This window comes from Streptomyces sp. NPDC086519 (genome assembly GCF_040686075.1).
Taxonomy (GTDB): Bacteria; Actinomycetota; Actinomycetes; order Streptomycetales; family Streptomycetaceae; genus Streptomyces; species Streptomyces shenzhenensis.
Window position 1 is genome coordinate 1 of sequence record NZ_JBFBJL010000102.1, and the last position, 25,285, is coordinate 25,285.

Genomic DNA, 25,285 nt, shown 5'->3' on the forward strand with positions numbered 1-25,285 from the left:
GGACGTGCCGTCGAACCCGGTGGTCCAGAACCGGTCGCGGACAACATCAAGCACGGTGGTCTCGTCGAAGCCTCGTTTTCGCCCCATGACCTCACGATACATCATTGTGGTCCAGGTGGACCACAATGATCGGCAACCCGGCCCTCCATGTCGACACGGGGGGACCGCCCGACGCTCCTCGTTTTGTTGACTAACTGGACCACTTCATGTTTCCGTTGTGGTCCAGTCAGTCAAAAAAGCCGCGTCAGTCGGCAAACATGTGGAGGACCGATGACTCAGAGCCGAACGAGGACGGAGACGGAGCGGAACAAGGCCGCCGTCCTCGAATTCCTGACGACCGCGTTCAACTCGAAGGACTTCACCGCGCTGGACCGGTACCTGCACCCCGACTACCTCCAGCACAACCCGTTCATCCCGCCGGCCAGGGCCGGGCTGCGCACGTTCATCGCGGGCCTGCCCGACGCCAGCCGGTACGAGCCGGGAGCGGTCATCGCCGAGGGAGACCTGGTCATGATCCACGGCAGGTACTCCGGCAGCACCGAGACGCCCCTCGTGGTGGTCGACATCTTCCGCTTCGAGGAGGGCCTGGTGGTGGAGCACTGGGACGTCCTGCAGGACGAAGTGCCCGCGAAGGACGCGGTGGCGGGCAACCACATGTTCACCAACCCGCAGGCCGGCCGCGCCTGAGACACCGGACCGGCGAGCGGCACGCGCCGCGCGGGCCATGCCGGCGAGCGGCTCGACCGCACTTCCTGTTCGAGGGCTGAGGCCCGACCGACACCTGATGCAGACGAGAGAGACAAAGGACAAGGACGATGGCAACCGACACGCAGACCTCGCGGACCGTGGCAAAGAAGTTCGTGGAGCGCCTCGGCAAGCATGACCCCGACGGCATCCAGGAACTGTTCGCCGAGGAGATCGACTGGCACGTCCCCGGCAGTGACGCGCTGCCCTGGACCGGGCGCCGTACCCGCCGGGAGGAGGTCGCACCGTACTTCACCACGATGTGGTCGCACTTCGCGCACGACAAGAGCAAGGCCGTACTGGAGCGCATCATCGTCGACGGCGGTGACGTGGCGCTGCTGGCGGTCTTCACACACACCGTCGCGGCCAATGGCAAGGAGTTCAGCACACCGACGGCCATGCACCTGACGGTCGAGGACGGCCGGATCGTTCGCCTGCACCAGTACGAGGACACCCTGACCGTCGCCGAGGCGTTCAACGCCAGCTGAGCAAAGAGTACTCAAGGGCCCCGCGGCCCGGATCCCGCGCGGCCGGACATGCACATCCGAAGGAGCAAGTAACGTGACCACCCCTGTCGTCTCCATCGCCTACCACTCCGGCTTCGGCCACACCGCCGTCCTCGCCGAGGCCGTCCGCGATGGGGTGACCACCGCCGGCGCCACCGCCCACCTGATCAACGTCGAGGAGATCTCCGAGGAGCAGTGGAACCTGCTCGACGCCTCGGACGCGATCATCTTCGGCTCGCCCACCTACATGGGCACCGCCTCCGCCGTCTTCCACGCCTTCGCCGAGGCCAGCTCCAAGCGCTGGTTCAACCAGGTATGGAAGGACAAGATCGCCGCAGGTTTCACCATCTCCGCGGGCAAGAGCGGCGACAAGCTCAACACCCTGCAGTACTTCACCGTGCTCGCCGGCCAGCACCACATGCACTGGGTCGGCCTCGGCCTGATGCCCGGCTGGAACACCTCCACGGCGTCCGAGAACGACCTCAACCGCCTCGGCTTCTTTCTCGGCGCCGCCGCCCAGAGCAACCAGGACCAGGGCGTCGAGGGCGTACACAAGGCCGACATCGCCACCGCCGCCGAGCTCGGCAAGCGCGTCGTCGAGGTCGCCCGCGTCTACGCCGCAGGCCGCACCGCCCTCGCCGCCTGAGCCACCGACGCCGGGGCGGATGCGCGGCCCGGACGACGAGGTGGTGCCCGACGAAGCACACCGGCAACTGCTCCGGACCGGGCAGCAGCACCGCAGACTCGCGATCAGCGACGCGCAGCGACGCCATCATGAGGCCGTTCACCGGCCTTGGGACTTACTGGTGGGCTCGCCTGTTCAACTGTCGCCGGAGGCGTACCGGCTCCAGGTTCCACCGGCCTGGGATTTGAGGCGTGTTGTGGTGACGTGGTGGTAGCCGAGCGCGTCGGCGATCACGGAGGCGGGCATCTACAGCACCTGCTGGCGGATCGCCGCGGCCCGGCTGGCGGTCGTCGGGACACCGAGGTCGTTGATCAGCTCGGAGAGAGCGGAGGCCCGGCGCCGAGACATCGATCCGCACCGGGTCACCACCTTCCGTCACTCGCATTGGATGCGAGAAAACCGCATCAGATGCGAGCCGATGAGCGATTTGCTGGTCAGTCAGTCGTATGAGTGACGGGGTCTGGCGATCACATACCGCGAGTCGCTACCGTCGCTACTGCGTTCTGAGCCCAACGGCCCTGGCCACGAAGGGGAGAGCGGCTCCCCGCGACGACGAATCGCGAACCTTGGCGAGTTCGCATCCGATGCAATTGGCGGCAGTTGGAACATCCGTACAGCGGTTATCGGTGAGATTGATCTTGAAGTTGGAGGATCCCGGCGAGGTGTGTTCGCCGGGGTCCTCCGCCTTCTGGTGGCCGGTCAGCGGCGGGGCGCCAGCGTGTGAAGAGCGGCCCTCGCATGGCTGCGCGCGCCGGAGTCCGTGAGACGACGCCTGATCTGCCGTATCCGACGCCTTGGTGCCGGGCCCGCCGCCGTGCACGTTCACTGCGGCGACGGCACCGCCCTCGGGCGACGGCACCACCGGGGTGCCGGTGAGCCCACCGTCGCCGGTACGCGTCGCGTGCCCCACCCGCATCCCCACGACATCTGTCAGAGCGTCGACTGTCATGGGGCCAGCCTCGTCCGGACCGGCCGGTCAGGTGACTGGCGCTCGCACCGCGGTCTCGCGCTCCCGGGCCGTCGTGCGCGCCGTCAGTGTCTCGCCGGTCGCCACCGTCAGCGCGCAGACGAGACCGGCCGAGAGCACCGCCCACTCGCCCAGGAACATGCAGCAGATCACCAGCAGGGCCGCGGTCGGCAGTACCAGCTGCTGGGCGATGCCCACCTTGAAGTAACGCGAGTGCAGTGCCCAGACGGTGAGCAGATACAGCGCCGTCGGCAGGGTCACGGCCGCCGACGCGGACAGCGTCGAGATATGCGCCTTGCCCACGGACTGCTCGACCGCCACTTCCAGACCCGCACCGATCGCGGCCGCCGAGGCGAAGACGACGTAGTGGCCGTAACCCCAGAGGAACGCCTGCCTGTTGGATCTCAGATGACCGTGGATCGGCACCACGAAGTAGATCCACCAGGCGGCGAAGATGATCAGCAGCCCGCCCGCGGCAATCGGCAGCAGCTCGCCCAGCGCGTCCTCCTCGTCGATGCCCGTCTTCACAGCGACCGTGGCCGCCGCGATGGTCTCGCCGAGCACGATGATCGTGAACAGGCCGTACCGCTCGGCGATGTGGCGCGGGTGCCAGGACGAGGGCTGGACCTTCTCCGCGTACGCCGGCACGCACATCTCGAGGACCGCCATCACCACGAACACCGCGACCAGGGTGTCCTTGGGCAGGACCACGAGGCCGACCCAGCCGATCTGGCACAGCACCACCCCGCCGGCGTACCGCAGGGCCATCCTGCGCTCCCTGCCCTGACTCGACCTGGCCACGCGCAACCATTGGGACACCGAGGCGAGCCGCATGATCACATAGCCCACCACCCCCGCCCGGTACTCGTGGTCCTCGAACGCCCGGGAGACCGAGGCCGCGAGCACCAGCACACCGGCGATCTGGATCAGCGTGACGACCCGGTAGAGCACGTCGTCGTTGTCGTAGGCCGAGGCGAACCACGTGAAGTTCATCCACGCCCACCAGATGGCGAAGAACACCAGCGCGTAGTTGAGGATGCCCTCGCCCGCATGGCCCTCGGCGACCGCGTGCACCAACTGGATGCCCGCCTGGGCGATGGCCACGACGAAGCACAGGTCGAAGAAGAGCTCCAGCTGAGTGGCGGATCGGTGTACCTCACCGCGGTCACGGGCGGAGAGCCTGCGCAGCGGGCTGCGGTGCGCGGGCGATCGGGGGGAGTCCGGCGAGGGAGTGGAACGCGGCGTCATGAAGTCAAGCACAGCAGATGAGGCGCCCACTTTCTTGCCCAGTGTGGTTTTGTTGGTGGAACCTGACACCGCTTGTCGCTCAGGCCGAGAACGGACTGTCTTGGGGTTCGTGGCCCGCAGGGCGGCCTGCGGGGTCATCGGCCAGATCCGCGATCATCTCGCCGGATGGATCCTCCCGGCGAGATGGGTAAAGGACCCCGCGCGCGGTGGCTGTGATCATTGACTCGCAGTCAGTCGAAGCGGCAAAAAGATCAACGGCCGCAAACGGCATCGCGTGGTCGACACCCGCGGCCTGCCCCCGGTGGTCATGGCCACCCCCGGCCGACCTGCACGACTCCCCGGCGGCCCGAGGAAGTCCTGTCCCGCCTGCGGCTGATGCACCCCGAGATCACCATCGTCTGGGCCGACCACGCCTACGCGGGCAAGCTCGTGACCTGGGCCAAACGCCATCTGAACCTTACGATCAAGACCGTCGCCGCTTAACCGGCGAGAACACGATCTGCTGGCGTATCTCGACATCACGGAACTAAATCCGCATTACGGGATGAAACAACGGGAGAAACGACCCTGAATCCGGCACCGCCCGCGGGAGGCGTCGGGCGTGCGAAGGGACGCTGGGTCTTGGCGCGCGGCCACCTGCCGATGATCAAGGGAAGTTCATCGGGCCGTGCGTGCCGGCGGCATCCCGGCTCCCGTTCTGGTCGCGTCGGTGCCCCAGCTGGCCAGCAGCCGTAGTGCCTCCGCGGACGGGGAATCGGGTTCGGCGTGGTACGTCGCCAGTGTCTGTTCGTGGTCGTCGGCCAGGTGGAACGACTCGAGGCGCAGATCGAGTTCGCCGACGAGCGGGTGGTGCAGGCGCTGGATGCCGTGGCACTTGTCCTTGACGTTGTGGGCGGCCCACAGCCGCCGGAAATCCTCGCTCTTCACGGAGAGTTCGCCCACGAGCGCGGACAGCCGGGGGTCGTTGGGATGGGAGCCGGCGTCCATGCGCAGCTGAGAGACGACGTCGTTCGCTTTGTGTTCCCAGTCCACGAACAGGTCGCGGTACTCGGGCCTGAGGAACACCAGCCGCGCCCAGTTCCGCTCGTGCGCGGGCAGCTCGGCCCAGTCACCGAAGACCGCCGCGGCCATCCGGTTCCAGGCAAGGATGTCCGAGCGCCGCCCCACGAGGATCGCCGGGCCGCCTTCCATGGTGTCCAGCAGCGTCCGCAGGGGGCCCCGCACCTGCTGGGTGCGGCCGGCCGGCTTCTTCTTGTGCTGTTTCGGCTTCGCCAGGTGTGTGAGGTGGGCGTGCTCGGCGTCGCTCAGCCTGAGCGCGTGGGCGATGGCGTCGAGGACCTCCGCCGACACGTGCTGCCCGTTGCCCTGCTCCAGGCGCGTGTAGTACCCCACCGACACCCCGGCCAGCTGCGCCAGCTCCTCGCGGCGCAGCCCCGGCACCCGCCGGTGCCGCCCGAAGTCCGGCAGCCCCACGTCCGAGGGGCGCAGCCGGGCCCGCCGGGTGCGCAGGAACTCACTGAGCTCGGCACGCGGGTCCAGAGCGCCGTCGGTGCTCTCGTGCACCGGTTCGGGGTATTCGTCCATGCCTTCGAGTATCCACGGTCGGACGCACACCAGCCTGCCCAAGCCAGTGGTAGGCACAGCGGATGTACACAAAGCCGTGACCTGGGTGAATACCGGATCGTCCAGCACGCTGGAGCCCGTGCCCGGCTGGAAGGCAGCCGGGGCGTGGCTTGCATCAGGAACGGAGCACACCCCATGACCACAACACAGGCGACCGAGCCGAGGACGCACCGGAGCGAAACGGCCGCGGAGGTGGTCGGCCGCCTTCGTGCGACGTTCAACACCGGCGTCACCCGCCCACTGGACTGGCGCGTGGAGCAGCTGCAGCGGCTGCGGGCCCTGCTGGTCGAGAACGAGCAGGAGCTGATCGAAGCGCTCTGGAAGGATCTGAGGAAGAACGCCGCCGAGGCGAAGACGCAGGAGATCGACTTCACCGTCGCCGACATCGACGAGACGCTGGCGAATCTGGAGAGCTGGCTTCAGCCTCGCCCGGTGGAGGTTCCTGCCCACTTCGGTCCCACGACCACGGCCTACACCACGTACGACCCGCTCGGGGTCGTCCTGGTGATCGCTCCGTGGAATTTCCCGCTGCACCTTCTCATCGACCCCATCATCGGCGCGCTGGCCGCCGGGAACACCGTGGTGGCCAAGCCGAGCGAGATGTCGGTGCACACCTCGGCGGTCGCTTCACGCCTGCTGCGTGAGTACTTCGACGCCGACGTGCTCACCGTCGTCGAAGGGGGCGCCGAGGAGACCACGGCCCTCCTGGCGCAGCGTTTCGACCAGATCTTCTACACCGGCAACGGCACCGTCGGCCGGATCGTCATGGCCGCAGCCGCCAAGAACCTCACCCCCGTCACGCTCGAACTCGGAGGCAAGTCACCGGTCTTCGTGGCCCCCGACGCCGACGTGGAGGAGACCGCGAGGCGGCTGGTGGGGGCCAAGTTCGGCAACGCGGGGCAGCAGTGCATAGCCCCGGACTACGTTCTGGCCGATCCTGCCACCGCCGCCGCACTGGTCCCGGCCCTGCGCGCGGCTATCGACGCCCAGTTCGGCACCAGCCCGCAGACCGCGGCTGACTTCGGCCGGATCATCAACGAGCGGCACTTCGACCGGCTCAGCCGTCTGCTGGACTCCGGCCGGGCGGTGGTAGGAGGCCGGCACGACCGCGACGACCTGTTCATCGCACCGACCGTGCTCACCGATGTCGACCCCGCATCGCCCATCATGCAGGAAGAGATCTTCGGTCCGATCCTCCCCGTCGTCGAAGTCGAAGACCTCGATGCCGCCATCGCCTTCATCAACGAACGCGACAAGCCCCTCGCCCTCTACGCCTTCACCACCTCCGAGGCCACCAAGGCGCGCCTGGTGAACGAGACGTCCTCCGGCGGCGTCGCCTGGGGCCAGCCGGTGATGCAACTGCTCATGACCGGCCTGCCTTTCGGCGGCGTCGGCGAAAGCGGCATGGGCCGCTACCACGGCCGGTACTCCCTCGAGACGTTCAGCCACCTCAAGGCTGTCGCGGACGTCCCGCTCAGCTAGCCTCGCGCGTTCTGCCGACACCACTCACACCCCGATCCGCCGGGACAGCGTGGACCCCCTGCGTCGCAGACCCTCATCCCGTTTCCCTCCCTATGACAAAAAGAAAGAAACCCATGCCTGTCAACACTTCAGACGTTTCGCTCGTCCCGTCGCTTTTCTCCCCCGTCTCTCTCGGGAAGATCGAGCTCGCCAACCGCATCGTCATGGCACCGCTGACCCGGGTCCGCGCCGGTTCCTCCGGCATCCCCGGGGATCTGATGGTCGAGTACTACCGGCAGCGGGCGAGCGTCGGAATGATCATCACCGAGGGCACCTACCCCGACCACGCGTCGCAGGGTTATGTCGGTGAGCCGGGCATCGCCACCGACGAGCAGGCGGCCGGCTGGCAGCGGGTGTTCGAGGCGGTGCACGCCGAGGGCGGCCGCATCGTCCTGCAGATCATGCACGCCGGCCGCGGCACCCACCCCGACATCAACGGCGGCCGCCGCATCCTCGCCCCCAGCGCGATCGCCATCGACAGCAAGACGTTCACCGAGAAGGGCGAGCAGCCCTACCCCGTACCGGAAGCGATGACCCTCGCAGAGATCCGTGCAGCCCTGGAGGACTTCGTCACCGCGGCCCGCCGGGCCATCGAGGCGGGAGCGGACGGCGTGGAAATCCACGGCGCCAACGGCTACCTGCTCCACCAGTTCCTCTCCCCGGCGGCCAACCAGCGCACCGATGGATACGGCGGCTCGCCGCACAACCGCGCCCGCTTCGTCGTCGAGGTCGTCACGGCCATCGCCCAGGCCGTCGGTGCCGAGCGGGTCGGGCTGCGGATCTCGCCGGAGGTCGTCCTCGGGGACGTCTTCGAGACCGACCGGGACGACGTCCTGGCCACCTACGGCACCCTGACGGACCAACTGCGCCCGCTGGGCCTGGCCTACCTCTCCGTACTGCACGCCGAGCCGGGCGGCGACCTGGTGCAGGAGCTGCGGCGGCGCTTCGACGGCAAGCTGATCGTCAACAGCGGCCCCTTCGGGGGCCAGACCACCCGCGAGCAGGCGCTCCGGCAGATCGAGGCCGGCCACGCCGACGCCGTGGTCGTGGGGCGGGCCCTCATCGCCAACCCCGACCTGGTCGAGCGCTGGCAGGGTGGCCACCCGGAGAACGAGCCGCGGCCGGAACTGTTCTACGGGCCGGGCGCCGAGGGCTACACCGACTACCCCTTCCTCGAAGCGGCTTGAGGCCCACGGTCACGCCTGTCCATGCGGGGAGCCCCACTCACCCATGGACAGGCGCCCGACCGGCGACACTGTGCCCGCCCCTGTGAGCCCGAGCTCTCACCGGCGATCACCGGATCGAGGGCCGTCGGGTCCGTCAGGGCGTTGACAGTCCGCAGGTTCCTGGTCGGCGCGCTGGTTCGGTGACCTCGTCGAGCACGTAGCTCTCGTCCGTGGCCACCGCAGGGGCCTTCGGCTACAGCTGATGCCTATGACGGTTTTCCGGCGGCGACCCGTCAACCAGGTCCGCCTTCCGTAGGGGGAGTCCTTCGCTGATATCCGTCCCGCTGTACACCAGCGCCCGTCCGGCCCAGCCCGAACGCTGGGAACGGGGATGACGAAAGGTGCTGTGGGTGGGGCGGGGTCTGGACTGGATGGTGGACTACTTCTCCCTGCCCGGCGACGAGGCGGGCTGGGCACGGAACAAGAGCGGCGCCACCGGGCTGGGTTCATGCCCGCAGTGGACAACAGAAAGAAACCCCGTCCACCACAGGGCCCCCAGGGCTACGTCACGCCCAGGGAACTGGACCCCGACGGCATGACACAGACGTGTCGGCGGCGGCCAGGCCCAGGTCCGACCGCGCCCTCAGATGCCCGCCGGCTGCCGGGCGGAGCTGTGACTTCGGTCGTAACACTTTTCGTTACCCGGGCCACAGGTGTCCCGCCGGAGTCGACGACGAGAACAACCTGCAATCGACGCCCAGGCCGAGGCGGCAAGCTCGGTCCTTCAGGGACTTGAAATTGTCTGGGGATGTTCAACGGCCGGGCGCGTCGGGACTGGCGCCGATCAGTTGGCAAGCAGTGGGATCCCGTCGTAGGCATTGACGTCGTGTGCAGGCACGATCTGCATGACGTCCGCGAGCGCGATCATGCGAAGCAAGTCGTCGCGCACCAGTTTGGGATCAGTGTCGGCGAGTTTGCGCAGCAAGAGCGGTCGTTCGACACGACTGTGGATGCCGTCGATTTGCCAAGTCAGGTCGCCGATGAAGGCGTACCGCTTGCGGGCCGGCAGAGTGACGAAGATGATCACAGAGCCAGTCGTGTGGCCTCTGGCGGGCACGATGACCACTGAGCCATCGCCATACACGTCGAAGCTCGACGAGAAGCCTAGATAGGAGGGTCCGTTGAGTTCGTACTGGTGAATTTTGTGACCTGCGGAGACTTCACGGAATACTCTCCCGCCGCGATGTTCGCTCGCATATTGCAGTTCCCCTGCGTTGATCCAGATGGGCACCTGAAGCTCGTCGAGGCCGCTGACGTGATCCCAGTGAGAATGGGTCAGCAGCACACCACGCAGCCCGCTGCGGTCGTAGCCGCTGGCTGTAAGTTGATCGCTGGCGATGCTGGTCACCTGGTATGGAGCCTGCTCCATGCGCGGGAGAGACTGAATGTGCGCGGCAACGTGAGAACCGAAACCCGCATCGATCAACAGATCACCCTGCGGGTGCCGCAGCAGGGTCGCCGTCGCGGCGAACCGGCGCTTATCACGGAACGAGCCGCCCTTGAAAGCGAATGCCGCCCTGGTTTCGTAGGATCCGGTAGGCAATTGGTACAGCTTCATTTCAGATGGCGGCGCGGCCTCAGGAAGAGGCTCCGCCCAGGCGGAAGGCATGGGAAGCGGTGGCATGAAGATATGGTCCGTTACCGCCAACCGAGCGTCCAATACCTGATCTGCAGGCCTGATACCTGCCAGGTATCGGGCCTGCAGTGCCACGGCACTGTCCTCGTAACCTCGTGTCGGACGACTCTCCTTACGAGCAGGAGAGCGGAGCTGGAAACGGTCACGCTGTACGCGACCTGGATCTCCTCGTGGAAGTCCCGGGCGTTCTTCTTGGACGTGCGTGTGATGGTGCCATCACGCGTCCGACGGTCTGCGGTCCCAACGGGGCGGGCCGCGTAGGGATGGGCCGAGGAGGAATGGAGCGGCCCAGTCGGTCACTTTCCTGCACGGTTTCTGACCTGCCGTTGAGGTATGGCCATAGATGGCTGTCGGCCGGACCTCAACATGTGAGTTTCATGGGAGTCCCAGAGGCATCGGGTACTGTCTGTGGGGTCTTCCCAGGTCAGCGACTCAGCGCACCTTCGGTGCGCGCCGGGGGCGTGGTAAATGCCGTGGCGCACGCCGAAGGTGCTTCTGTCCGCCCTGACGTGGGCTGAGGCCGGTCCGGGACGCTGGAGGGGTTCGTTCCGGCCGAGACCGAGGCATCTGTGATGCCAGTGAGCTCGCAGGTCAGCATGGTGCTGAGGGCCGTCCACGGGAACCGTGGAGTGTTGCTGTGAGCACGCGCGTCAGAATTCCTGTTCCACCCTGGCCCTCCCGGAACGGCGAGCTGTCCGGCCGTCGGTGAGGGAGGGGCAAGACCGTGGACGTGCTGCACGAACGCTGCGCCGGCCTCGACATCAGCAAGAAGGACGCCAAGGCGTGCGTCCGCACCCCGAGCACAAAGCGACGGGGGTCGTTCATCACCCACACCACGACCTGGGGTTCGACGACGAACCAGGTCCTCGCGCTGCGCGACCACCTGCTGGCCGCCGAGGTGACGCTGGTCGTGATCGAAGCGACGTCGGACTACTGGAAGCCGTTCTACTACCTGCTGGCCGAGGAGCTGAACGTGATCCTGGTCAACGCCCGGCAGGTCAAGAACCTGCCCGGCCGCAAGACGGACGTCTCCGATGCCGCCTGGCTGGCCCAGCTCGGCTCCCACGGCCTGGTCCGCCCCTCGTTCGTGCCCGACCAGCCGGTGCGCGAACTGCGGGACCTCACGAGGGCCCGCACCCAGATGACCCGCGAACGCGGGCAGATCGCCCAGCGGCTGGAGAAGCTGCTGGAGGACACCGGCATCAAGCTCGCCGCGGTCGCCTCCGACATCATGGGAGTCTCCGGCCGGGCCATGCTGGAAGCTTTGATCACCGGTGAACGCGACCCGCAGATCCTCGCGGACCTGGCCAGGCGCAAGCTCCGCAACAAGATTCCCGAACTCACCGAGGCGCTGACCGGCCGCTTCCGTGACCACCATGCGTTCCTGGCCCGGCTGTATCTGGACCAGTACGACCAGCTCACCGGTGCCATCGGGCGACTGGACGAGCGGATCGAGGAGGCGATGGCCCCCTTTCGCCCCGCGCTCGACCTGCTCGACACCGTCCCCGGGATCAACCAGGCCGTCGCCGAAGTAATCATCGCGGAGACCGGCGGCGACATGAGCCGGTTCGCCTCGGCCGGGCACCTGGCGTCCTGGGCCGGCGTCTGCCCCGGCCACCACGAATCAGCCGGCCGCACCAAGACCACCAAGGTCCGCCCCGGCAACCCCTACCTCAAGGGCGCCCTCAGACTCGCCGCCTTCGGTGCGGCCAGAACCAAGGACACATACCTACAAGCCCGTTACAAGCGCCTGACCGCCCGCCGTGGCCCGCTCAAGGCACTGGTCGCCGTCGAGCACTCGATCATCACCGCGATCTGGCACATGCTCACCGACAACGTCCCCTACCGCGAACTCGGCGGCACATACTTCACCCAGCGCGACCCCGAACGCGCCGCCCGCCGCGCGATCACCGCCCTCAACCAACTCGGCTACACCGTCACCCTCAACCCGATCGAAGGCGCAGCCTGACCGCTCACAGACCAAGTGCCCGGCGGCCTCGACGACCACCGGGCACCCAGCCCTGCCCAAACAGCCCCTGACCTGAACCTATTTACGCGTCAGAGGCCATGTTTACTGACTAAGCAAACCGGCCCACCGCATGCGGCGTCGAACCGAGTTGAGCCGCAACGTCCTTGTTCGACGCGCGCGTCGCACAGGCCAGGATGATCCGGCACCGCAGAGCCCACGCCTGCGGAGTCGAACGGCGCCGGACCCACCCCTCCAGCGCAGCCCGTTCCCCATCCCCTGCGGACGGGGCCGGCCCCGTCCGCAGGGGATGGTGGGCGCCGCCTTCCGCGTCAGCGGCACCCCCGTTCACCGATGGCCGGCGGCGATCCGCATGCTGATGATCGGCACCCTCCTGTCGGCAGTCTCGGCTTCACCTACCCGTTCCGCACGGTCATCCGCACCGGCACGACCGGGTACGTGTACGGCGTGTCCGTGCCGACCGCGAGCGCGGCCGTGTAGGTCCCGGCCACGTCCACCGCGGTCACGCCTGCGTCCAGCCGGACGGTGACGCTCAGGCGCTGGCCCGGGGCGAGCGTATGGGTGACGGGGGCGGCGGAGAGCCAGCGGACGTCGGTTGCCGGGACACAGCTGTCGAGGCCCGGCAGCCGCTCGACGTTCGCACGGGCGTCGTAGACGCTCGGCGCGCCGCCGACCTGGTAGAACCCGCAGGCGCCGCCGGCCCGGTAGAGGGGCGCGGCGGTGGGGGGCAGGGCCGTCCAGGTGCGGGCGGCCGGGTCGTAGGCGTAGCCGACGCTGGTGACGGCGGAGAGGAGGTCGCTGACCCCGCCGGAGAGGAGGAAGCGGCCGTCGGCGGTGGTGGCGGCCGAGGCCCACAGGTCGGTGGGGAGGTCGGTGATCGGGGTCCAGGCGGCGGTGGCCGGGTCGTACGCGTAGCCGTGCCGCGTGCCCTCGACCGAGGTGATGCCGCCCGCGCAGTACAGGGTGCCCGAGACGGCGCCGCAGCCGAGCCAGGAGACGGCCTCGGGGTAGGGGGTGGCGGCGGCCCAGCTGTCGGTGGCCGGGTCGTAGACCCGCACTGCGGTGGTGCCACTGCAGTAGCCCGATCCGCAGCCGCCGACCAGGTACCACTTGCCGTCGAGCGTGGCGGAGGCCGCTGCCCCGTACCCGGCGGGCGCTGGGGCGGCGGTGGACCAGGTGTGGTGCTGCGGGTCGTAGACCTCGGTGGTGGGCACGGTGTCGCCGTCCGCTGTCCAGCCGCCGGTGACGTACAACTTGCCGTTCAGGAAGGCGGACTGGGGTGACTCGCGGGGCGTGGCGGGGCCGCCGGGGATCGCCGTCCAGGCGGCGGTGACGGGATCGTAGACGTAGCCGCCGGACAGGACGGAGGTGCCGTCGATGCCGCCGACCGAGTAGACGCGGCCGTCCGGGCCGGTGGCGACAGCGTTGTCCATGACGGGGGTGGGGTAGTCGGTGACGGAGGTCCAGCCCGAGGCGGTGGAGGTCACATCCGTGGTCGTGGCCTTGGCCGTTTCCTTGACTGTGGATTTCGCCTTCGTCAGCCGGTCGGGGCTGTAGTGGCCGGAGACGTACTGCGGGGCCGTGGCGTCGGCTGTCGTTGCCGTCGGGATGTCCCCCGACCGCTCGGTGAGGCTGACGGCGAGCGGGGCCGAGCCGGTGTTGCGCAGGGTGATCTGGGCGGTGGTGGCCTTCCCCTTGCGTACGGTCTTGTCGACCGCCGTCGGGCTGATCGCCAGCCGTCCGGCGCGCAGCACCGCGTCGAGGCGGGTGGCGTGGTCAGCCTTGACGCTTACCTTCTTCGTCGCCGTGGTGTAGTGCTCGGCGCTCACGGCGACCTGCTGGAGGCCCGTCCGCGGCACGAAGCGTACGTACGTACCGTCGCCCGCGGTGGTCGCCGTGGCGCCGGCCTTGCCGCTCACCGTCGCACCGCTCACCTGCCGGCCGGTGTTGCGGTCCGTCACCGTCCCGTACAGCAGCGCGCCCGGCACCGGCGCGCAGGTCATGCCGCCGAAGGCGACGTCGTCGACCTGCCAGTAGTAGGCGGTGTCGCCGGTGTAGCGGAACCGCACCCGGACGGCGGACTTCCCGGCCGCGGCCGGGAGGGCGATGCTCTCCGTCCCGGGGCCGGCGGAGACGGTGTCGCGGTGCCAGACCGTGGACCAGGTCGTGCCGCCGTCGACGCTGAGGTCGACGTCGGCCTTGGAGGCGTCGGAGAACTTCCTGTAGAAGGTGTCGAAGCGGACCGCGGGTGTGTCGTCGCCGGTCAGGTCGAGGACCGGGGAGACCAGGGAGGTGCGCTGCTCGTCGGCGAAGTAGCCGCTGTCGGCGATGGCGAAGTCGCCCGAGCCGCCGGTGAGGTTGCCGCGCTCGCCCGGGTCGTCGAAGCGCCAGGTGTGGCCGCTGCCGGTGACGCTCCACCCGTCGGGCGCCCCCGTGCCGTCGAAGGTCTCGGTGCCCTCGCTGAACTTCTGCCGGTAGCCGGGCGCCACGCAGGCGGCGGCGTCGACCGGGACGTCGAAGTCCTTGCGGCCGGCCTTGGCGCCCACCGTCAGGTCGGACGTGCTGACCTGGTAGCCGGAGTAGACCGGATCGACCTGGAGGGTGTAGGTGCTGTTGGCGGGCAGCTTGAGGGTGTAGCGGCCGGTCGCCGGGTCGGTGTACGTCCGGGTGGACGGCTCGTCGGTGACCTGGATACCCGCGGAGAGCGGCCAGCCGTGCCCGGAGCCGTCCCGGATCCGCCCGCTGACGGTGACCAGGGGCTGGGCGGTGAGGGTGAAGTCCCGGGTCGCGCTCGCGCCGTCGCCGACCTCGACGGCGGCCGACCTGGCGCTGCCGTAGCCGAACTTCGCGGCCGTCACGTCGTATGTGCCCGCCGGGAGCGTCATGTCGTACGTGCCGTCGGCGCCGGTCGTCGTGGCGTTCGCGCCGGCCGTGATCCGCACCCCGGCGACCGGGTCGCCGGTGTCGGGGTCGGTGACCTTGCCGGTCAGCTCGCCGTACGGGCCGGAGGTGAAGGCGGCGGTGCCGTTCGGAGTGCCGAGCCCGGTGGGGCCGTCCCAGCCGGGGCCTGCGGTGCACAGGTCGGCGGTGGCGCAGGTGCCGTTGGTGCCGGAGGTCACATCGTTCAGAGCGCCGTTCAGCGTGTCGTCGGGGGCGCCGGTGTGAGCGTACGGGTAGGCGTTGGGGTAGGACTTCGCGCCCGGCGTTCCAGCGAGCGCGTAGGTGGCGGCGATGATCGGGGCCGACGCGCTGGTGCCGCCGTAGACGCCCCAGCCGCGGTCCTCGTACGTGTTGTAGACGCTGACCCCGGTCGCCGGGTCGGCGACGGCCGACACGTCCGCGACGGCGCGGCCGGCGCAGCCCCGGTCGGTCTGGAAGGACGGCTTGGGGTAGTAGGCCGAGCAGCCGCTGCCCGCGCCGGTCCACGCGGACTCGGTCCAGCCCCGGGTCGACCCGCTGTCCCGGCTCAGCGAGGTCCCGCCGACCGCCGTGACGTACGGCAGCGAGGCCGGGTAGCTGGTGCCGTAGCCGAGGTCACCGGTGCTGAAGGTGATCGCCACGCCCGGGTGCCTGTAGTAGGCGTCGCCGGGCAGGTCGCCGATCGCGCTCTCGCTCCCTCCCCAGCTGTTGGAGACGTACGTGGCGCCGAGCGCGACCGCCGTGTTCTCCGTCTCGCCGAGGTTGTCGATGGACGGGTCGTCCGCCTCGACCAGCAGGATGTGGCAGAGCGGGCAGGTGGCGCTGACCATGTCGAGGTCGAGGGCGATCTCGCCGGACCAGCCCGCGTCGGGCTGTGGGTAGTCGGTGCCGCCGCGCTGATCGGTCTTGCGGAAGCAGCCGTTCGCGGTGGTGCAGGGCGGCAGGCCGAACTGGGAGCGGTAGACGGCCAGGTCGGCCTCGGCGTTCGGGTTGTCGTAGGCGTCGACGATGGCCACCGTGGCCCCGGCTCCGGCCGCGTCGGACGGCAGGTCGTAGGCGCTCTGGAGGTCGGCGGGGCCCAACCCGGCGGGGGCCAGCAGGGGTTGGAGGCCTTTGCCGGTCTGCCGGACATCGTCGCGGGCGACCGCGAAGCAGGCCATTTCGTTGGGCTTGTCGGGTCTTGCGCAGAGGGGATGCGTCGGCACGGTCGAGGCCGTCGAGGCGGTGTCGGTGGCGGCCTTGGCGGTGGCGGACTGGGGGAGTGCCCAGACCAGTGTCATCAGGATGCCGAACAGGGCGGTTAGCGCCGTCAGTCGGGCATGGAGCAATTTTACCTTGATCATCTGGGTCCTCGCAGACCTTCCTGGGCAGAAGGGAAACGATCAGATGGGAACGTAAGTCATGAACATGTCATGTGTGTGAAGTTGTGCGCTCCTGCTTGATCGCTTGGTTGGCAGGACGCCGTGGGCTGCGGCAGCCCACGGGTTGGCTGGAGCCAGGGCGGCCGACCCCCGTTCCGGGTCGGCCCACCCTGGCCTTCGGCCGGTCCTACTTTCTCTTGAGGGTGAAGTTCTCGGTGACGGTGGACTTCTTCTTGATCTTCACCGTCGCGACGGTCGGCTGGAAGCCGTCCTTGGCGACGATGACGGTGAGCGGGTTGTTGCGGACGTCGAGCCACAGGGCGTACCCGCCGTGGGTGTCCGTCGTCAGCGTGTAGCTCGTGGCCCAGGTGTCGATCTGGACGGTGGCCCCGGCGATCGGCGCGGTGCCGCCGTCCGCGGTGACCCCCAGCACGGTGCCGGTGATCTTGCCCCAGGTCTTGGGCGGGGCGACGTGCATCTCCACAGGGAGACTGGGCACGGAGTACGGGGTGTCGGAGCTGACGGACAACCGGGCGGTGAAGTCGACCGAGTGCTGCTCGTCGGTGGCGCCGGCGTGCCCGGCTACTTCGAGGACGTCATCACGACGGCCCGCGAACGCGCCGCCCGTCTGGAGATCGAACGCACGGTGCGGATCGAGGCAGCGGCGCGGGCCAAGGAGGAGCGCGGCGGACTCGGCAACGTGCACGCCGAGTCCGCGACCGGCGCCTGGCAGCGGTACCGCTACCAGCTGCGGGTATTCCTTTTCCACTCACCGCCGATGCGGCATATCCGGGCGTTTTCGGTCTCAGGTGCGGTCCGGTGCACGACAATGGATCGCTCGGCGGCAATGCCGTAGAAGCGCGGCCGGAGGGTGTCTCCTCGAATCGGGGCACCGGGATTCTGGGTTGAGGCGTTGTCATTCTATGCAGCCTGGCGCTCTGTGGCGAAGAATCAACTCTGCAAGTCGGATGTGGCATCCCCGAGGGCGTGTCAGGCGGGCTGCTCGACCTGGCTCTCGTCGCCCAATTTTCAGACCGAGTGCCGAAAGAAGAAGAATGAAGATCAAGAAGATGCTGTCTGCTGTGGCCGGAATCGGAGCCATGGCTGCTGGTATCACTCTCGCTGTTCCAGGCTCCGCTGGCGCGGCCACTGCCGTAAGTGTCTGCAAGGGCATCAGCTACAGCAATTGCGTGAATTTTTCCACCACGACTTCTAATCTGAAGACGAGTGTCGTCGGCGTCGGCTCCTGGAACGATGCGATCTCGTCGATCAATCCGGTTCCCGTCAAGATGTGCTTCTACGAGGACACCAATTATGGAGGCTCCTACGTGGTGTTCCCCGCCGGGAGTTCCGCCGGGGACCTCAGGAAGGTGACCTTCATCAAGGGCGGCAGCGTCCTGAACTGGAACGACAGGTGCGCCCGGTCTGCCTCTGCCGGTCGACGTCGACGAACGGCTGCTGTCCGCGCTCCTGCGCGGGGCGGGCGCTTCAGATCTGCCGCCACGCGAGTCCATCGCCCGGCTGCGCCTGCCCCGGGTGGACGACCCGACACCCCCCCCGGTTCCGACGGCTGCCGAATCGGCGTCCCTCATCCCCGACGCCAAGCTGGAGATTGCCCGGACCATCGACGACCTCCGCGGGTGGGACGTCGGCCGGTCGCCGCCGCTGACGAAGTCCGATGACGGCGTCCCGGGGGCCGGCCTGCGCGGGTCGGCCTCGCCGATACCCAGCCCACTGGCCGGGGACGGCGGAGACGGCCGCCGCCCGGTGGTCATATGGACCGCCGGGCGGCTTTGGTCATGTCGAGGTCATCCGGTGAGTCCCGCGGCGCGTACGACGGTCTGCGTCACGGTGTTGCCGCGGCTGTCCCCGGCCTGGACGCGCAGCGTGAGGTACCGCGCCGAGGCGGGCGCGTGCAGACGCAGGCTCACCTTGCCGTTGCCTCTGCCGCTGAGGCGTGCCGTCGTCCAGGTGGCGCCGTCGTCGTAGGACAGTTCGACCTTGCGGGTGCTGAGTGCCGCGTCGGAGCCGCCCCGCAGGTGCACCGGAGTGACGAGCAGCGCGGCGTCGCCGGCTGCCCTGCCGTCGTCGGACGTCGGCAGGGCGTAGTCCACCTGGACGAGCGGGAGTTGCTCGCTGCCGTCGGCGTTCCTGGGCGCCGCGGAGGTGAACGTCCACTCGGTGCGCGTGGCGGTCGAATACGGGAAGGCGGCCGAGGCGGTACGGGTCGCCGTGTGCACCAGACGGTAGGTGCCCTTCCGCGCCGGTACGGTCGCGCTCACCCCGGCGCCGCCCTCGGCGAGCAGGGTGTCGCCCCGGTACAGCGAGGTCTCCTGGGTGGTGCCGGAGCTGCCGAAGGCGACGTAGTTGGCGTGGCTGCCGCCGGAGTCGCCCCAGGACGGGATGACGACGTCCACCTCGTCGCCGGTGCGCACGGGCGGCTGGACGCTGTCGTTGATGCGGGGCCGCACCACGGGCCCGAACCACTCCACGTCCGTGGTGCGGCCCGCCCGGTAGGTGACGGATCCGGACGCGCTGTAGGACAGGGACTGGAGCTCGCCCTCCTCGGTCCACGAGAACGCGCTGTCGGCGCTGACGTAGTCGGTGCGGTGCGCGCCCGCCGTGCTCAGCCGGTTGGTGCCGACCTGGTACGCGGTCCAGGGGTGGACGTCGTAGCGGTTCTCGTACACCTCACGGCCGGTCGGGTTGTGGAAGGAGGTCTCCACCCGGGCCAGTTGTCCGGTCGTGGGCGCGTAGACGGGGTTGGCGGGTATGCGGCCCTGCCAGGTGCGGACCAGGTCGTACAGGTAGTCCGTGTCGGGGCGGGAGACGGCCCGCAGCGGCACGCTGCCCGTCGGGCTCGCGTCCACGCTCGCCATGAGCTTGTCGCCCTCCGTGCGGGACAGGCCCACCACCTCGATGGAGGACTTGATGATGGGCTCGCGCAGTCGCCCGTCGAGGTCGTTGACGAACAGCAGCAGCTTCACACCCGCGGCCTGCGCGGCCCTGATCTGGTCGTCCGCCGTGTCCTCGTCGGCGGAGTCCCAGCGCACCACCGCGGCCTTGCCGGACGCGTCGATGCCCTCGTAGTCCTCCGCGAGACCGTCGCCCGGGTGGATCACGTCGAGGGCGTAGTCGCCCTCGGGCAGCTTCGCGGAGCCGGGCATGATCCACAGGTCGTCGAAGTCCTGCCCGCCGGAGGCCGCCGACAGCAGCGGCTCCTGGTCGCGCCAGCGGACGGTGAGGTACTGCTCGCCGTCACCGGGCGCGGCCGTGGGCGCCGTCCAGATGCTGTCGTAGCCGTCGCCGATCAGCGAGCTGTCGGCGACCGAGGAGCCGTCCTGGAACTCGCGGTAGTAGTCGAGGCGCCGCGTGAAGTTCTCGGTCTTCTTCGGCGTGACCTCCTTGACCTCCTTGAGCTTCGTGCCGTCCAGCACCAGGTCGGTGGTGCCGGTCACCTTCACCTGCGGGATGACCATGCGGGCGTATCCGGCCGAGGCGGGGCCGTGCGTGCCCGCCACCCGGAAGTCGGCGTAGACGGTGTAGAGGCCGGGCGGCAGCAGTTCGTCGGACTCGCCGCCTCCGTAGAGGTAGGTGCCCGCGTACTCGTCGCCCTTGCGGTAGAAGGTGAGGACGCCGTCCGTGGCCTCGCCGGAGCGGCCGGTGACCTTGGTGCGGACGTGGAACAGCTGCTGGCGGGTGCTGACGCCGAGCAGGGTGCGGGTCAGCGTGGTCCCCTCGGCGGACGCCGTCAGCCGTCCGGTCCAGCGCTGGAGGGCGCCCGCCTTGTCCAGGTCGGTGCTGACAGTGGCGGTCGCGGTGCCGTGCGCGGGGACCTCGACGCGGCCGGGGGAGACGGTGAAGACGCCGTCGGGAACGCCGGGGGCGTCCACGGCGAGGTCCACGGTGACGGCCTGGTCGCCGGTGTTGGTCCAGGTCGCCGTGGACCGGACGGTGCCCTGGTCCGTGCTGGGCGAGTGGATGCCGGCGTCGATCTTGCCGGTGGCAGTGAGCGTGGCCGTCGCCGCGGCGGCCGCCACCCGGCCGTTGCCGCCGTCGTCCGCGCTGATGGTGGGGGTGGGCTCGGCGGTGCTGATCAGGGCGTCCTTGATGCGGCTGCCGGTCCAGCCGGGGTGCGCGGCGGCGACCAGCGCGGCCACGCCGGCCACGTGCGGGGTCGCCATGGAGGTGCCGCTGTGGCTGATGTAGTAGCCGGAGCCGTCGCTGACGTACTGCGACCGGGCGGCCAGGATGCCGACGCCGGGCGCCGTGATCTCGGGCTTGAGGGCGTCGTCGCCGTAGCGGGGGCCGCGGCTGGAGAAGTCGGCGATGGCGTCGGTGGAGTCGACCGCGCCGACGGTGAGGGCGGCGTCGGCGGTGCCGGGCGACCGGACGGTCTGGGCACCCGGACCGTCGTTGCCGGCGGCGATGGTGAACAGGGCGCCGGTCTCGGCGCTCAGCTCGTTCACGGCGCGGGCGAGCACGGTGTCACCGTCGGCGTTCTCGCTGCTGCCCAGGCTCATGCTGATGACCCGGGCGTGGACGTCGCGGGCGGCCCACTCCATGCCCGCCAGGATCCAGGAGTCGTAGCCGTAGCCCTCGTCGGAGAGGACCTTGCCGACGTGCAGGTCGACGCCGGGTGCGACGCCCTTCTCCTTGCCGTCCGAGGCGGCGCCGCTGCCGGCGATGGTGGAGGCGACGTGCGTGCCGTGGCCGTTGCGGTCGGTGACGTCCTCGCCGGGGACGAAGCTCTCGCTGTCCTTGACCGCGTCCTTCAGGTCGGGGTGGCCCGGGTCGTAGCCGGTGTCGAGGACCGCCACGTCGACGCCGTCCCCGGTGTTGCCGCCCGCCCAGACCTCGGGGGCGCCGATCTGGGCGACCGAGTCGCTGAGGGTGGCCTCGGCGCGGCCGTCGAGCCAGACCTTGCCGACGCCCCCCTGGAAGGCCGCGCCGGCACCGGTGCCCGACGCCTTCGCCGCGCCGGACCCGGAGCCGGACGCCGTGCCGGAGCCGGACCCCGTGCCTGAGTCGGACTCCGTGCCGGTCAGCGCGCTCCACAGCGCGTCGGTGTCGTCGCGGTCGGCGGCGAAGGCCACCCCGTTGACACTGGTGAGGGGACGTACGTCGGTGACGTCGCCCGGCATGGCGACGGCGCGCCTGCGCAAGGTGGAGCCGGATGCCGCCGCGCCGTCGTAGGTGACGATGAGGGGCAGGTGCTTGAGCGCAGCGTCGTCGTAGCCGTCGGCCACGAGACGGGAGATGTCGAAGAGCCGGGAGTCCAGGGCGCCGGACGCCAGGTAGGGGCGGGCGGAGTCGGGATAGACGTAGGTGTCGCCGCCCACGGTCAGCACACGGGCGCCGGTGGGCTCGCCGTCGGGGCCCTGGACGGTGAGCGTGCCGGGGCCGTCGCCCGCGCCGGGACCCACGGTCACCTTGTCGCCGGTGATGAGGGTGACGACCGAGGGGGCAACGTTGTCAGCGGCGCGGGTGGTGCCGGGCGTGCTGTCGGCCGGTGAGGTGTCGGCGGAGTAGGCCACGTGCGGGGTCGCCGCGGTGACCAGGAGGGCGGCCGCGAGCACAAGGAGACGGCGCCGTCTTCCGGACGGGTGATGTGTCAAAGGATTCCCTCGACTTGAATGGTGGGACCGGCAAATGATGCGCAGGGCCAGCCGCGTCTTCGGGACTGGTGGGAGTGTGCCCACCTTGACGGTGTCACGTCATCTGGGACAAGATCCGCCCGTCGCGGATTCGTGCAACTGCCCACATGCGCTGCGTCCCGGAGGCGGTGACGCGGAGACACGGCAGAGACACGTTCGCCCCCGACGCGCACTACAGCAGGAGTGTCAGGCCGCATGGATGTGACGTCGGACAACCCCTGGGCCGGAACCGGGCTGGACGCGCTCGGCGGCCGCGTCCTGGAGTACCTGGTGGGCCACGCCAACGCCTCTTCCCTCACCGTGGCGGCCGCGGTGGGCGCTCCGCTTGAAGACGTCGAGACGGCACTGCGGTCCCTGGAGGACGCACTCCTGGTCATCCCCCGTCGCCGGCCGGCCCCCGCGGTGGAAGGCCGGCCCGCCACGAGCCTCCCTGGGCTCCCTGCTGGCCCGCAGGCGCGCTGAACTGGCCCGCGCCGAGCTGTACATGGAGCAGCTGCACGAGATCTACGACGAGGCGGCCCGCCCGCAGGCCTCGCACCTGGTGGCGGTCCTGGACGACAGCGAGGAGGTCGCCGCGCGGTACGCGCATCTCCTCAAGGGCAGCATCCGTGAAGTACTGCACCTGGCCAAGCCGCCCTATGTGACCCGGCCCGCGGGCGCCCCCGGTCATGGGGACGCCGCACAGCCGGGGTTCCGCCAGGGACTGCGGCTGCGGTCGGTCTACGACACCGAGGGCTTCACGGACACGGTGTCACTGGAGACGGCGCTGCGGGGCAGCGCCAGCGGCGGCGAGTTCCGGCTCAGCTCCCGGCTTCCCGTCAAACTGGTCCTCTTCGACCGGACCGCCGCCCTCCTGCCCCTGCACGAGGACCGCCCTTCGGCAGGATCACTCGAGGTCCACTCACCGGCCCTCGTCAACGCACTTGCCGCGCTGTTCGAGGCCATCTGGAAGCATGCGGTGCCGGTGTCGCTGGAGAGCCGGCAGGACTGGCCCGCCCCCCCCGCCCGACCCGGGAGACGACGCGTATCGACGAACGCACCCAGGCGATCCTCGACCTGATGGCGACCGGGATGAAGGACGATGCCATAGCCCGGGTACTCGACATCAGCCGCCGCACCGTGCAGAAGCACGTGAGCGAGGCCGGCAGCGCACTGGGCGCGAGAACGCGCTTCCAGATCGCCCTCCGGGCGGCCGAACGAGGCTGGCTGCGGCTGGAAGCACCGGACTCGAACGAGTAAGGGCGACCCTGAATCATCCGTCACCGCGGTCGGCGGCACCACCCTGACGGCCGACCCGGACAGCGCCCGCGGCTGGTCCGAGACCGTCTGGGTCAGGGACTCCTACGGGCCGGGCTCCGGGTGCGCCTCTAACCAGACGAAGCCGGACTTCCAGCAGGACACCGGCTGCGCCGGCCGAAGCGTCGCCGACGTCTCGGCCGTCGCTGACAACGTTGCTGTCTACCTGACCTACGGCTCACAGGGCAAGGGCTGGCAACGCTACGGCGGCACCAGCGTCGCGACACCGCTGATCGCCTCCGTCTACGCGCTGGCCGGGCCCCCGCGCCCCGGCACCCACCCCAACTCCTGTCCCTACGCCGCGAACGGCGCCGGTCTCAACGACATCACCACCGGGTCGAACGGAACCTGCTCCGTCACGTACCTGTGCAACGCCGGGACCGGCTACGACGGTCCGACCGGCCTGGGCCCCCGGCCGGCCTGGCCGCCTTCCGCAGCGGACCGCACGGCACCCTCTCCGGGACGGTCAAGGACGCGGCCACCGGCAAGCCGGTCGCCCACGCGACCGTCGGGTCCGGGCCGGACATCGCCACGACCGACACACACGGGGCGTACACGCTTGACCTTCCCGCGGGCACGGTCGAGGACCTGACGGTGAAGGCCTTCGGCTACACGACAACCGCGCCCGTCACCCTCGACATCGCCGACGGCCAGGCCCTCACCCGCGACTTCGGACTCTCCGCCATCCCCCGCGAACGTGTCCACGGCACCGTCGAAGACGGGTCGGGACACGGCTGGCCGCTCTACGCACGACTCACCGTCAGCGGCTCTCCCGAAGCCCCGGTCTGGACCGACCCGGTCACCGGCGCATACGACATGGCCCTGCCGAAGGGGAGCGACTACACGCTGAACGTCACCGCCGCCCTGCCGGGATACGAACCCCTGGCACGGAAGGTGATGGTCCACAACAAGACCGTCACCGAGGACGTGGCGCTGACCGCGGATCCCGACACGGCCACTGCCGTCGGCTACCGGCTCGAACTCGCCGACCGAACCGAGACGTTCGACTCCACCGCGGCCGCGCCCCAGGGCTGGAGCGTGCTGAACGCGGCCGGTACCGGTAACGGCTGGGAGTTCGACGACCCGACCCAGCGCGGCAACTCCACCGGCGGCGACGGCGCGTTCGCCGTCGTCGAGAGCGACAACGGGCCGATCGGACCGCATCAGGACAGCCAGCTCATCAGCCCCGAGTACGACCTGTCCGCCGCGCAGTCGGCGGAACTGACCTTCAAGACCGCGTACCTGTACAACCCCAACCAGCAGCACATGACCGTGGACGCCAGCACGGACTCCGGCGCCACCTGGGAGAACGTCTGGACCGGGCCGAAGATCAGCGACTCCGCGCAGCGCCTGACCGAGCACGTCCCGCTGCGGCAGTTCGCAGGGCACAAGACCGTGCGGCTGCGCTTCCACTTCGTCGCCGACTGGGGCTACTTCTGGTCGCTCGACGACGTGGACGTCCAGACCCGCGTCCTCGTGCCCACCCCCGGCGGCCTGATCGTCGGCACGGTACGGGACGCCAGGAGCCGCGCCGGCGTGGTCGGCGCCACGGTCGGCGACACCGCGGACCCGGACGAAACCGCCCTCACCACGGCCACACCGGAGGACCCGGCCGTCGGGGACGGTTTCTACACCCTGTTCTCGGCGGACCCGGGCCCGCACACCCTCCGGGTCACGGCGTCCGGTTACGCGGAGCTGACCCGGAGGACGACGGTCCACCGCGACCGGGTCACCCGCAGGAATCTCCGCCTCAGGCCGGACGCATGACCGCGGCACCGGCGACCCGGCATGTCCACTCCCGAGGCTAGGATCCCGCCTCGCAGCGGTCCTGCCGGAACATGACCGGTGCGAGGGGGCCGCCGCCTGCGAGAAGTCGGAGTCCTTGACGGAGTGCAGCGCGCCCCGCTTC

At 69.5% G+C, this 25,285-nt stretch carries 18 protein-coding genes and 2 pseudogenes; 12 read left to right on the forward strand and 8 right to left on the reverse strand.

The window, feature by feature from the left end; genetic code table 11:
* The first annotated feature begins 270 nt into the window (after positions 1-270).
* The 3 genes from AB0P24_RS44945 (at position 271) to AB0P24_RS44955 (ending at position 1,896) form a co-directional block, all read left to right on the forward strand.
* A complete protein-coding gene (locus tag AB0P24_RS44945) occupies positions 271-687 on the forward strand; it encodes a nuclear transport factor 2 family protein (RefSeq protein WP_365804762.1) in 417 nt (138 codons plus the stop codon).
* A gap of 128 nt (positions 688-815) precedes the next feature.
* Positions 816-1,232, forward strand: a complete 417-nt coding sequence (locus AB0P24_RS44950) for a nuclear transport factor 2 family protein (protein WP_365804764.1) — start codon at positions 816-818, stop codon at positions 1,230-1,232.
* 73 nt (positions 1,233-1,305) lie between these two features.
* Positions 1,306-1,896 carry a flavodoxin family protein gene (locus AB0P24_RS44955; protein ID WP_365804766.1) on the forward strand — a complete coding sequence of 197 codons (591 nt, stop codon included), beginning with the start codon at positions 1,306-1,308 and terminating at the stop codon, positions 1,894-1,896.
* Between the two features lie 532 nt (positions 1,897-2,428).
* Here the strand turns inward: AB0P24_RS44955 and AB0P24_RS44960 are convergent.
* The gene (locus AB0P24_RS44960) at positions 2,429-2,884 is read right to left on the reverse strand and encodes a hypothetical protein (protein WP_365804796.1); all 456 of its coding nucleotides are present in this window, start codon (positions 2,882-2,884) and stop codon (positions 2,429-2,431) included.
* Positions 2,885-2,911: 27 nt separating this feature from the next.
* The gene (locus tag AB0P24_RS44965) at positions 2,912-4,150 is read right to left on the reverse strand and encodes a low temperature requirement protein A (protein ID WP_365804768.1); all 1,239 of its coding nucleotides are present in this window, start codon (positions 4,148-4,150) and stop codon (positions 2,912-2,914) included.
* Between the two features lie 91 nt (positions 4,151-4,241).
* Between AB0P24_RS44965 and AB0P24_RS44970 the strand changes: the two are divergent.
* Positions 4,242-4,627: pseudogene (locus AB0P24_RS44970) on the forward strand (transposase); the annotation flags it as partial.
* Positions 4,628-4,807: 180 nt separating this feature from the next.
* On the opposite strand, the gene AB0P24_RS44975 reads toward AB0P24_RS44970, so the two are convergent.
* On the reverse strand, positions 4,808-5,734 hold the full coding sequence (locus AB0P24_RS44975; protein ID WP_365804770.1) for a helix-turn-helix transcriptional regulator: 927 nt from the start codon (positions 5,732-5,734) through the stop codon (positions 4,808-4,810).
* A 174-nt stretch (positions 5,735-5,908) separates the two neighbouring features.
* On the opposite strand from AB0P24_RS44975, the gene AB0P24_RS44980 reads away from it, so the two are divergent.
* Positions 5,909-7,255 carry an aldehyde dehydrogenase family protein gene (locus AB0P24_RS44980; RefSeq protein WP_365804772.1) on the forward strand — a complete coding sequence of 449 codons (1,347 nt, stop codon included), beginning with the start codon at positions 5,909-5,911 and terminating at the stop codon, positions 7,253-7,255.
* 113 nt (positions 7,256-7,368) lie between these two features.
* Entirely contained in the window at positions 7,369-8,481 is a 1,113-nt protein-coding gene (locus tag AB0P24_RS44985; protein WP_365804774.1) for an alkene reductase, read from the forward strand.
* Positions 8,482-9,304: 823 nt separating this feature from the next.
* Here AB0P24_RS44985 and AB0P24_RS44990 read toward each other — a convergent pair.
* Positions 9,305-10,231, reverse strand: coding sequence for an MBL fold metallo-hydrolase (locus AB0P24_RS44990; RefSeq protein WP_365804776.1), 927 nt, complete (start codon positions 10,229-10,231; stop codon positions 9,305-9,307).
* A gap of 649 nt (positions 10,232-10,880) precedes the next feature.
* On the opposite strand from AB0P24_RS44990, the gene AB0P24_RS44995 reads away from it, so the two are divergent.
* Positions 10,881-12,125: an IS110 family transposase gene (locus AB0P24_RS44995; protein ID WP_365804778.1), complete on the forward strand. Its 1,245-nt coding sequence runs from the start codon at positions 10,881-10,883 to the stop codon at positions 12,123-12,125.
* A gap of 181 nt (positions 12,126-12,306) precedes the next feature.
* Here the strand turns inward: AB0P24_RS44995 and AB0P24_RS45000 are convergent.
* From AB0P24_RS45000 to AB0P24_RS45010, 3 genes and pseudogenes are all read right to left on the reverse strand, one after another.
* Positions 12,307-12,429, reverse strand: a pseudogene (locus AB0P24_RS45000) (IS630 family transposase); the annotation flags it as partial.
* 109 nt (positions 12,430-12,538) lie between these two features.
* A complete protein-coding gene (locus AB0P24_RS45005) occupies positions 12,539-16,405 on the reverse strand; it encodes a carboxypeptidase regulatory-like domain-containing protein (protein ID WP_365804780.1) in 3,867 nt (1,288 codons plus the stop codon).
* 205 nt (positions 16,406-16,610) lie between these two features.
* Positions 16,611-16,922 carry a carboxypeptidase-like regulatory domain-containing protein gene (locus AB0P24_RS45010; protein WP_365804782.1) on the reverse strand — a complete coding sequence of 104 codons (312 nt, stop codon included), beginning with the start codon at positions 16,920-16,922 and terminating at the stop codon, positions 16,611-16,613.
* A gap of 51 nt (positions 16,923-16,973) precedes the next feature.
* Here AB0P24_RS45010 and AB0P24_RS45015 point away from each other — a divergent pair, with 51 nt between their 5' ends.
* Positions 16,974-17,279, forward strand: a complete 306-nt coding sequence (locus AB0P24_RS45015; protein WP_365804784.1) for a hypothetical protein — start codon at positions 16,974-16,976, stop codon at positions 17,277-17,279.
* Positions 17,280-18,231: 952 nt separating this feature from the next.
* On the opposite strand, the gene AB0P24_RS45020 is transcribed toward AB0P24_RS45015, so the two are convergent.
* Positions 18,232-22,002, reverse strand: coding sequence for a S8 family serine peptidase (locus AB0P24_RS45020; RefSeq protein ID WP_365804786.1), 3,771 nt, complete (start codon positions 22,000-22,002; stop codon positions 18,232-18,234).
* 273 nt (positions 22,003-22,275) lie between these two features.
* Here AB0P24_RS45020 and AB0P24_RS45025 point away from each other — a divergent pair, with 273 nt between their 5' ends.
* From AB0P24_RS45025 to AB0P24_RS45040, 4 genes are all read left to right on the forward strand, one after another.
* Positions 22,276-22,542 (forward strand): hypothetical protein, encoded by a 267-nt coding sequence (locus tag AB0P24_RS45025; protein ID WP_365804788.1) that lies wholly within the window; start codon positions 22,276-22,278, stop codon positions 22,540-22,542.
* A 22-nt stretch (positions 22,543-22,564) separates the two neighbouring features.
* Entirely contained in the window at positions 22,565-23,140 is a 576-nt protein-coding gene (locus tag AB0P24_RS45030) for a hypothetical protein (RefSeq protein ID WP_365804790.1), read from the forward strand.
* Entirely contained in the window at positions 23,140-23,319 is a 180-nt protein-coding gene (locus AB0P24_RS45035) for a LuxR C-terminal-related transcriptional regulator (RefSeq protein ID WP_365804792.1), read from the forward strand. The genes AB0P24_RS45030 and AB0P24_RS45035 overlap by 1 nt, the downstream gene beginning before the upstream one ends.
* Positions 23,320-23,742: 423 nt before the next feature.
* A complete protein-coding gene (locus AB0P24_RS45040; protein WP_365804794.1) occupies positions 23,743-25,143 on the forward strand; it encodes a carboxypeptidase regulatory-like domain-containing protein in 1,401 nt (466 codons plus the stop codon).
* Positions 25,144-25,285: the final 142 nt, after the last annotated feature.

Coding starts and splice junctions, on each gene's coding strand:
- AB0P24_RS44945 (WP_365804762.1), top strand. CDS start 271: ATGACTCAGAGCCGAACGAGGACGGAGACGGAGCGGAACAAGGCCGCC.
- AB0P24_RS44950 (WP_365804764.1), top strand. CDS start 816: ATGGCAACCGACACGCAGACCTCGCGGACCGTGGCAAAGAAGTTCGTG.
- AB0P24_RS44960 (WP_365804796.1), bottom strand. CDS start 2,884: ATGACAGTCGACGCTCTGACAGATGTCGTGGGGATGCGGGTGGGGCAC.
- AB0P24_RS44965 (WP_365804768.1), bottom strand. CDS start 4,150: ATGACGCCGCGTTCCACTCCCTCGCCGGACTCCCCCCGATCGCCCGCG.
- AB0P24_RS44975 (WP_365804770.1), bottom strand. CDS start 5,734: ATGGACGAATACCCCGAACCGGTGCACGAGAGCACCGACGGCGCTCTG.
- AB0P24_RS44980 (WP_365804772.1), top strand. CDS start 5,909: ATGACCACAACACAGGCGACCGAGCCGAGGACGCACCGGAGCGAAACG.
- AB0P24_RS44985 (WP_365804774.1), top strand. CDS start 7,369: ATGCCTGTCAACACTTCAGACGTTTCGCTCGTCCCGTCGCTTTTCTCC.
- AB0P24_RS45005 (WP_365804780.1), bottom strand. CDS start 16,405: ATGATCAAGGTAAAATTGCTCCATGCCCGACTGACGGCGCTAACCGCC.
- AB0P24_RS45025 (WP_365804788.1), top strand. CDS start 22,276: ATGGATGTGACGTCGGACAACCCCTGGGCCGGAACCGGGCTGGACGCG.
- AB0P24_RS45030 (WP_365804790.1), top strand. CDS start 22,565: ATGGAGCAGCTGCACGAGATCTACGACGAGGCGGCCCGCCCGCAGGCC.
- AB0P24_RS45035 (WP_365804792.1), top strand. CDS start 23,140: ATGGCGACCGGGATGAAGGACGATGCCATAGCCCGGGTACTCGACATC.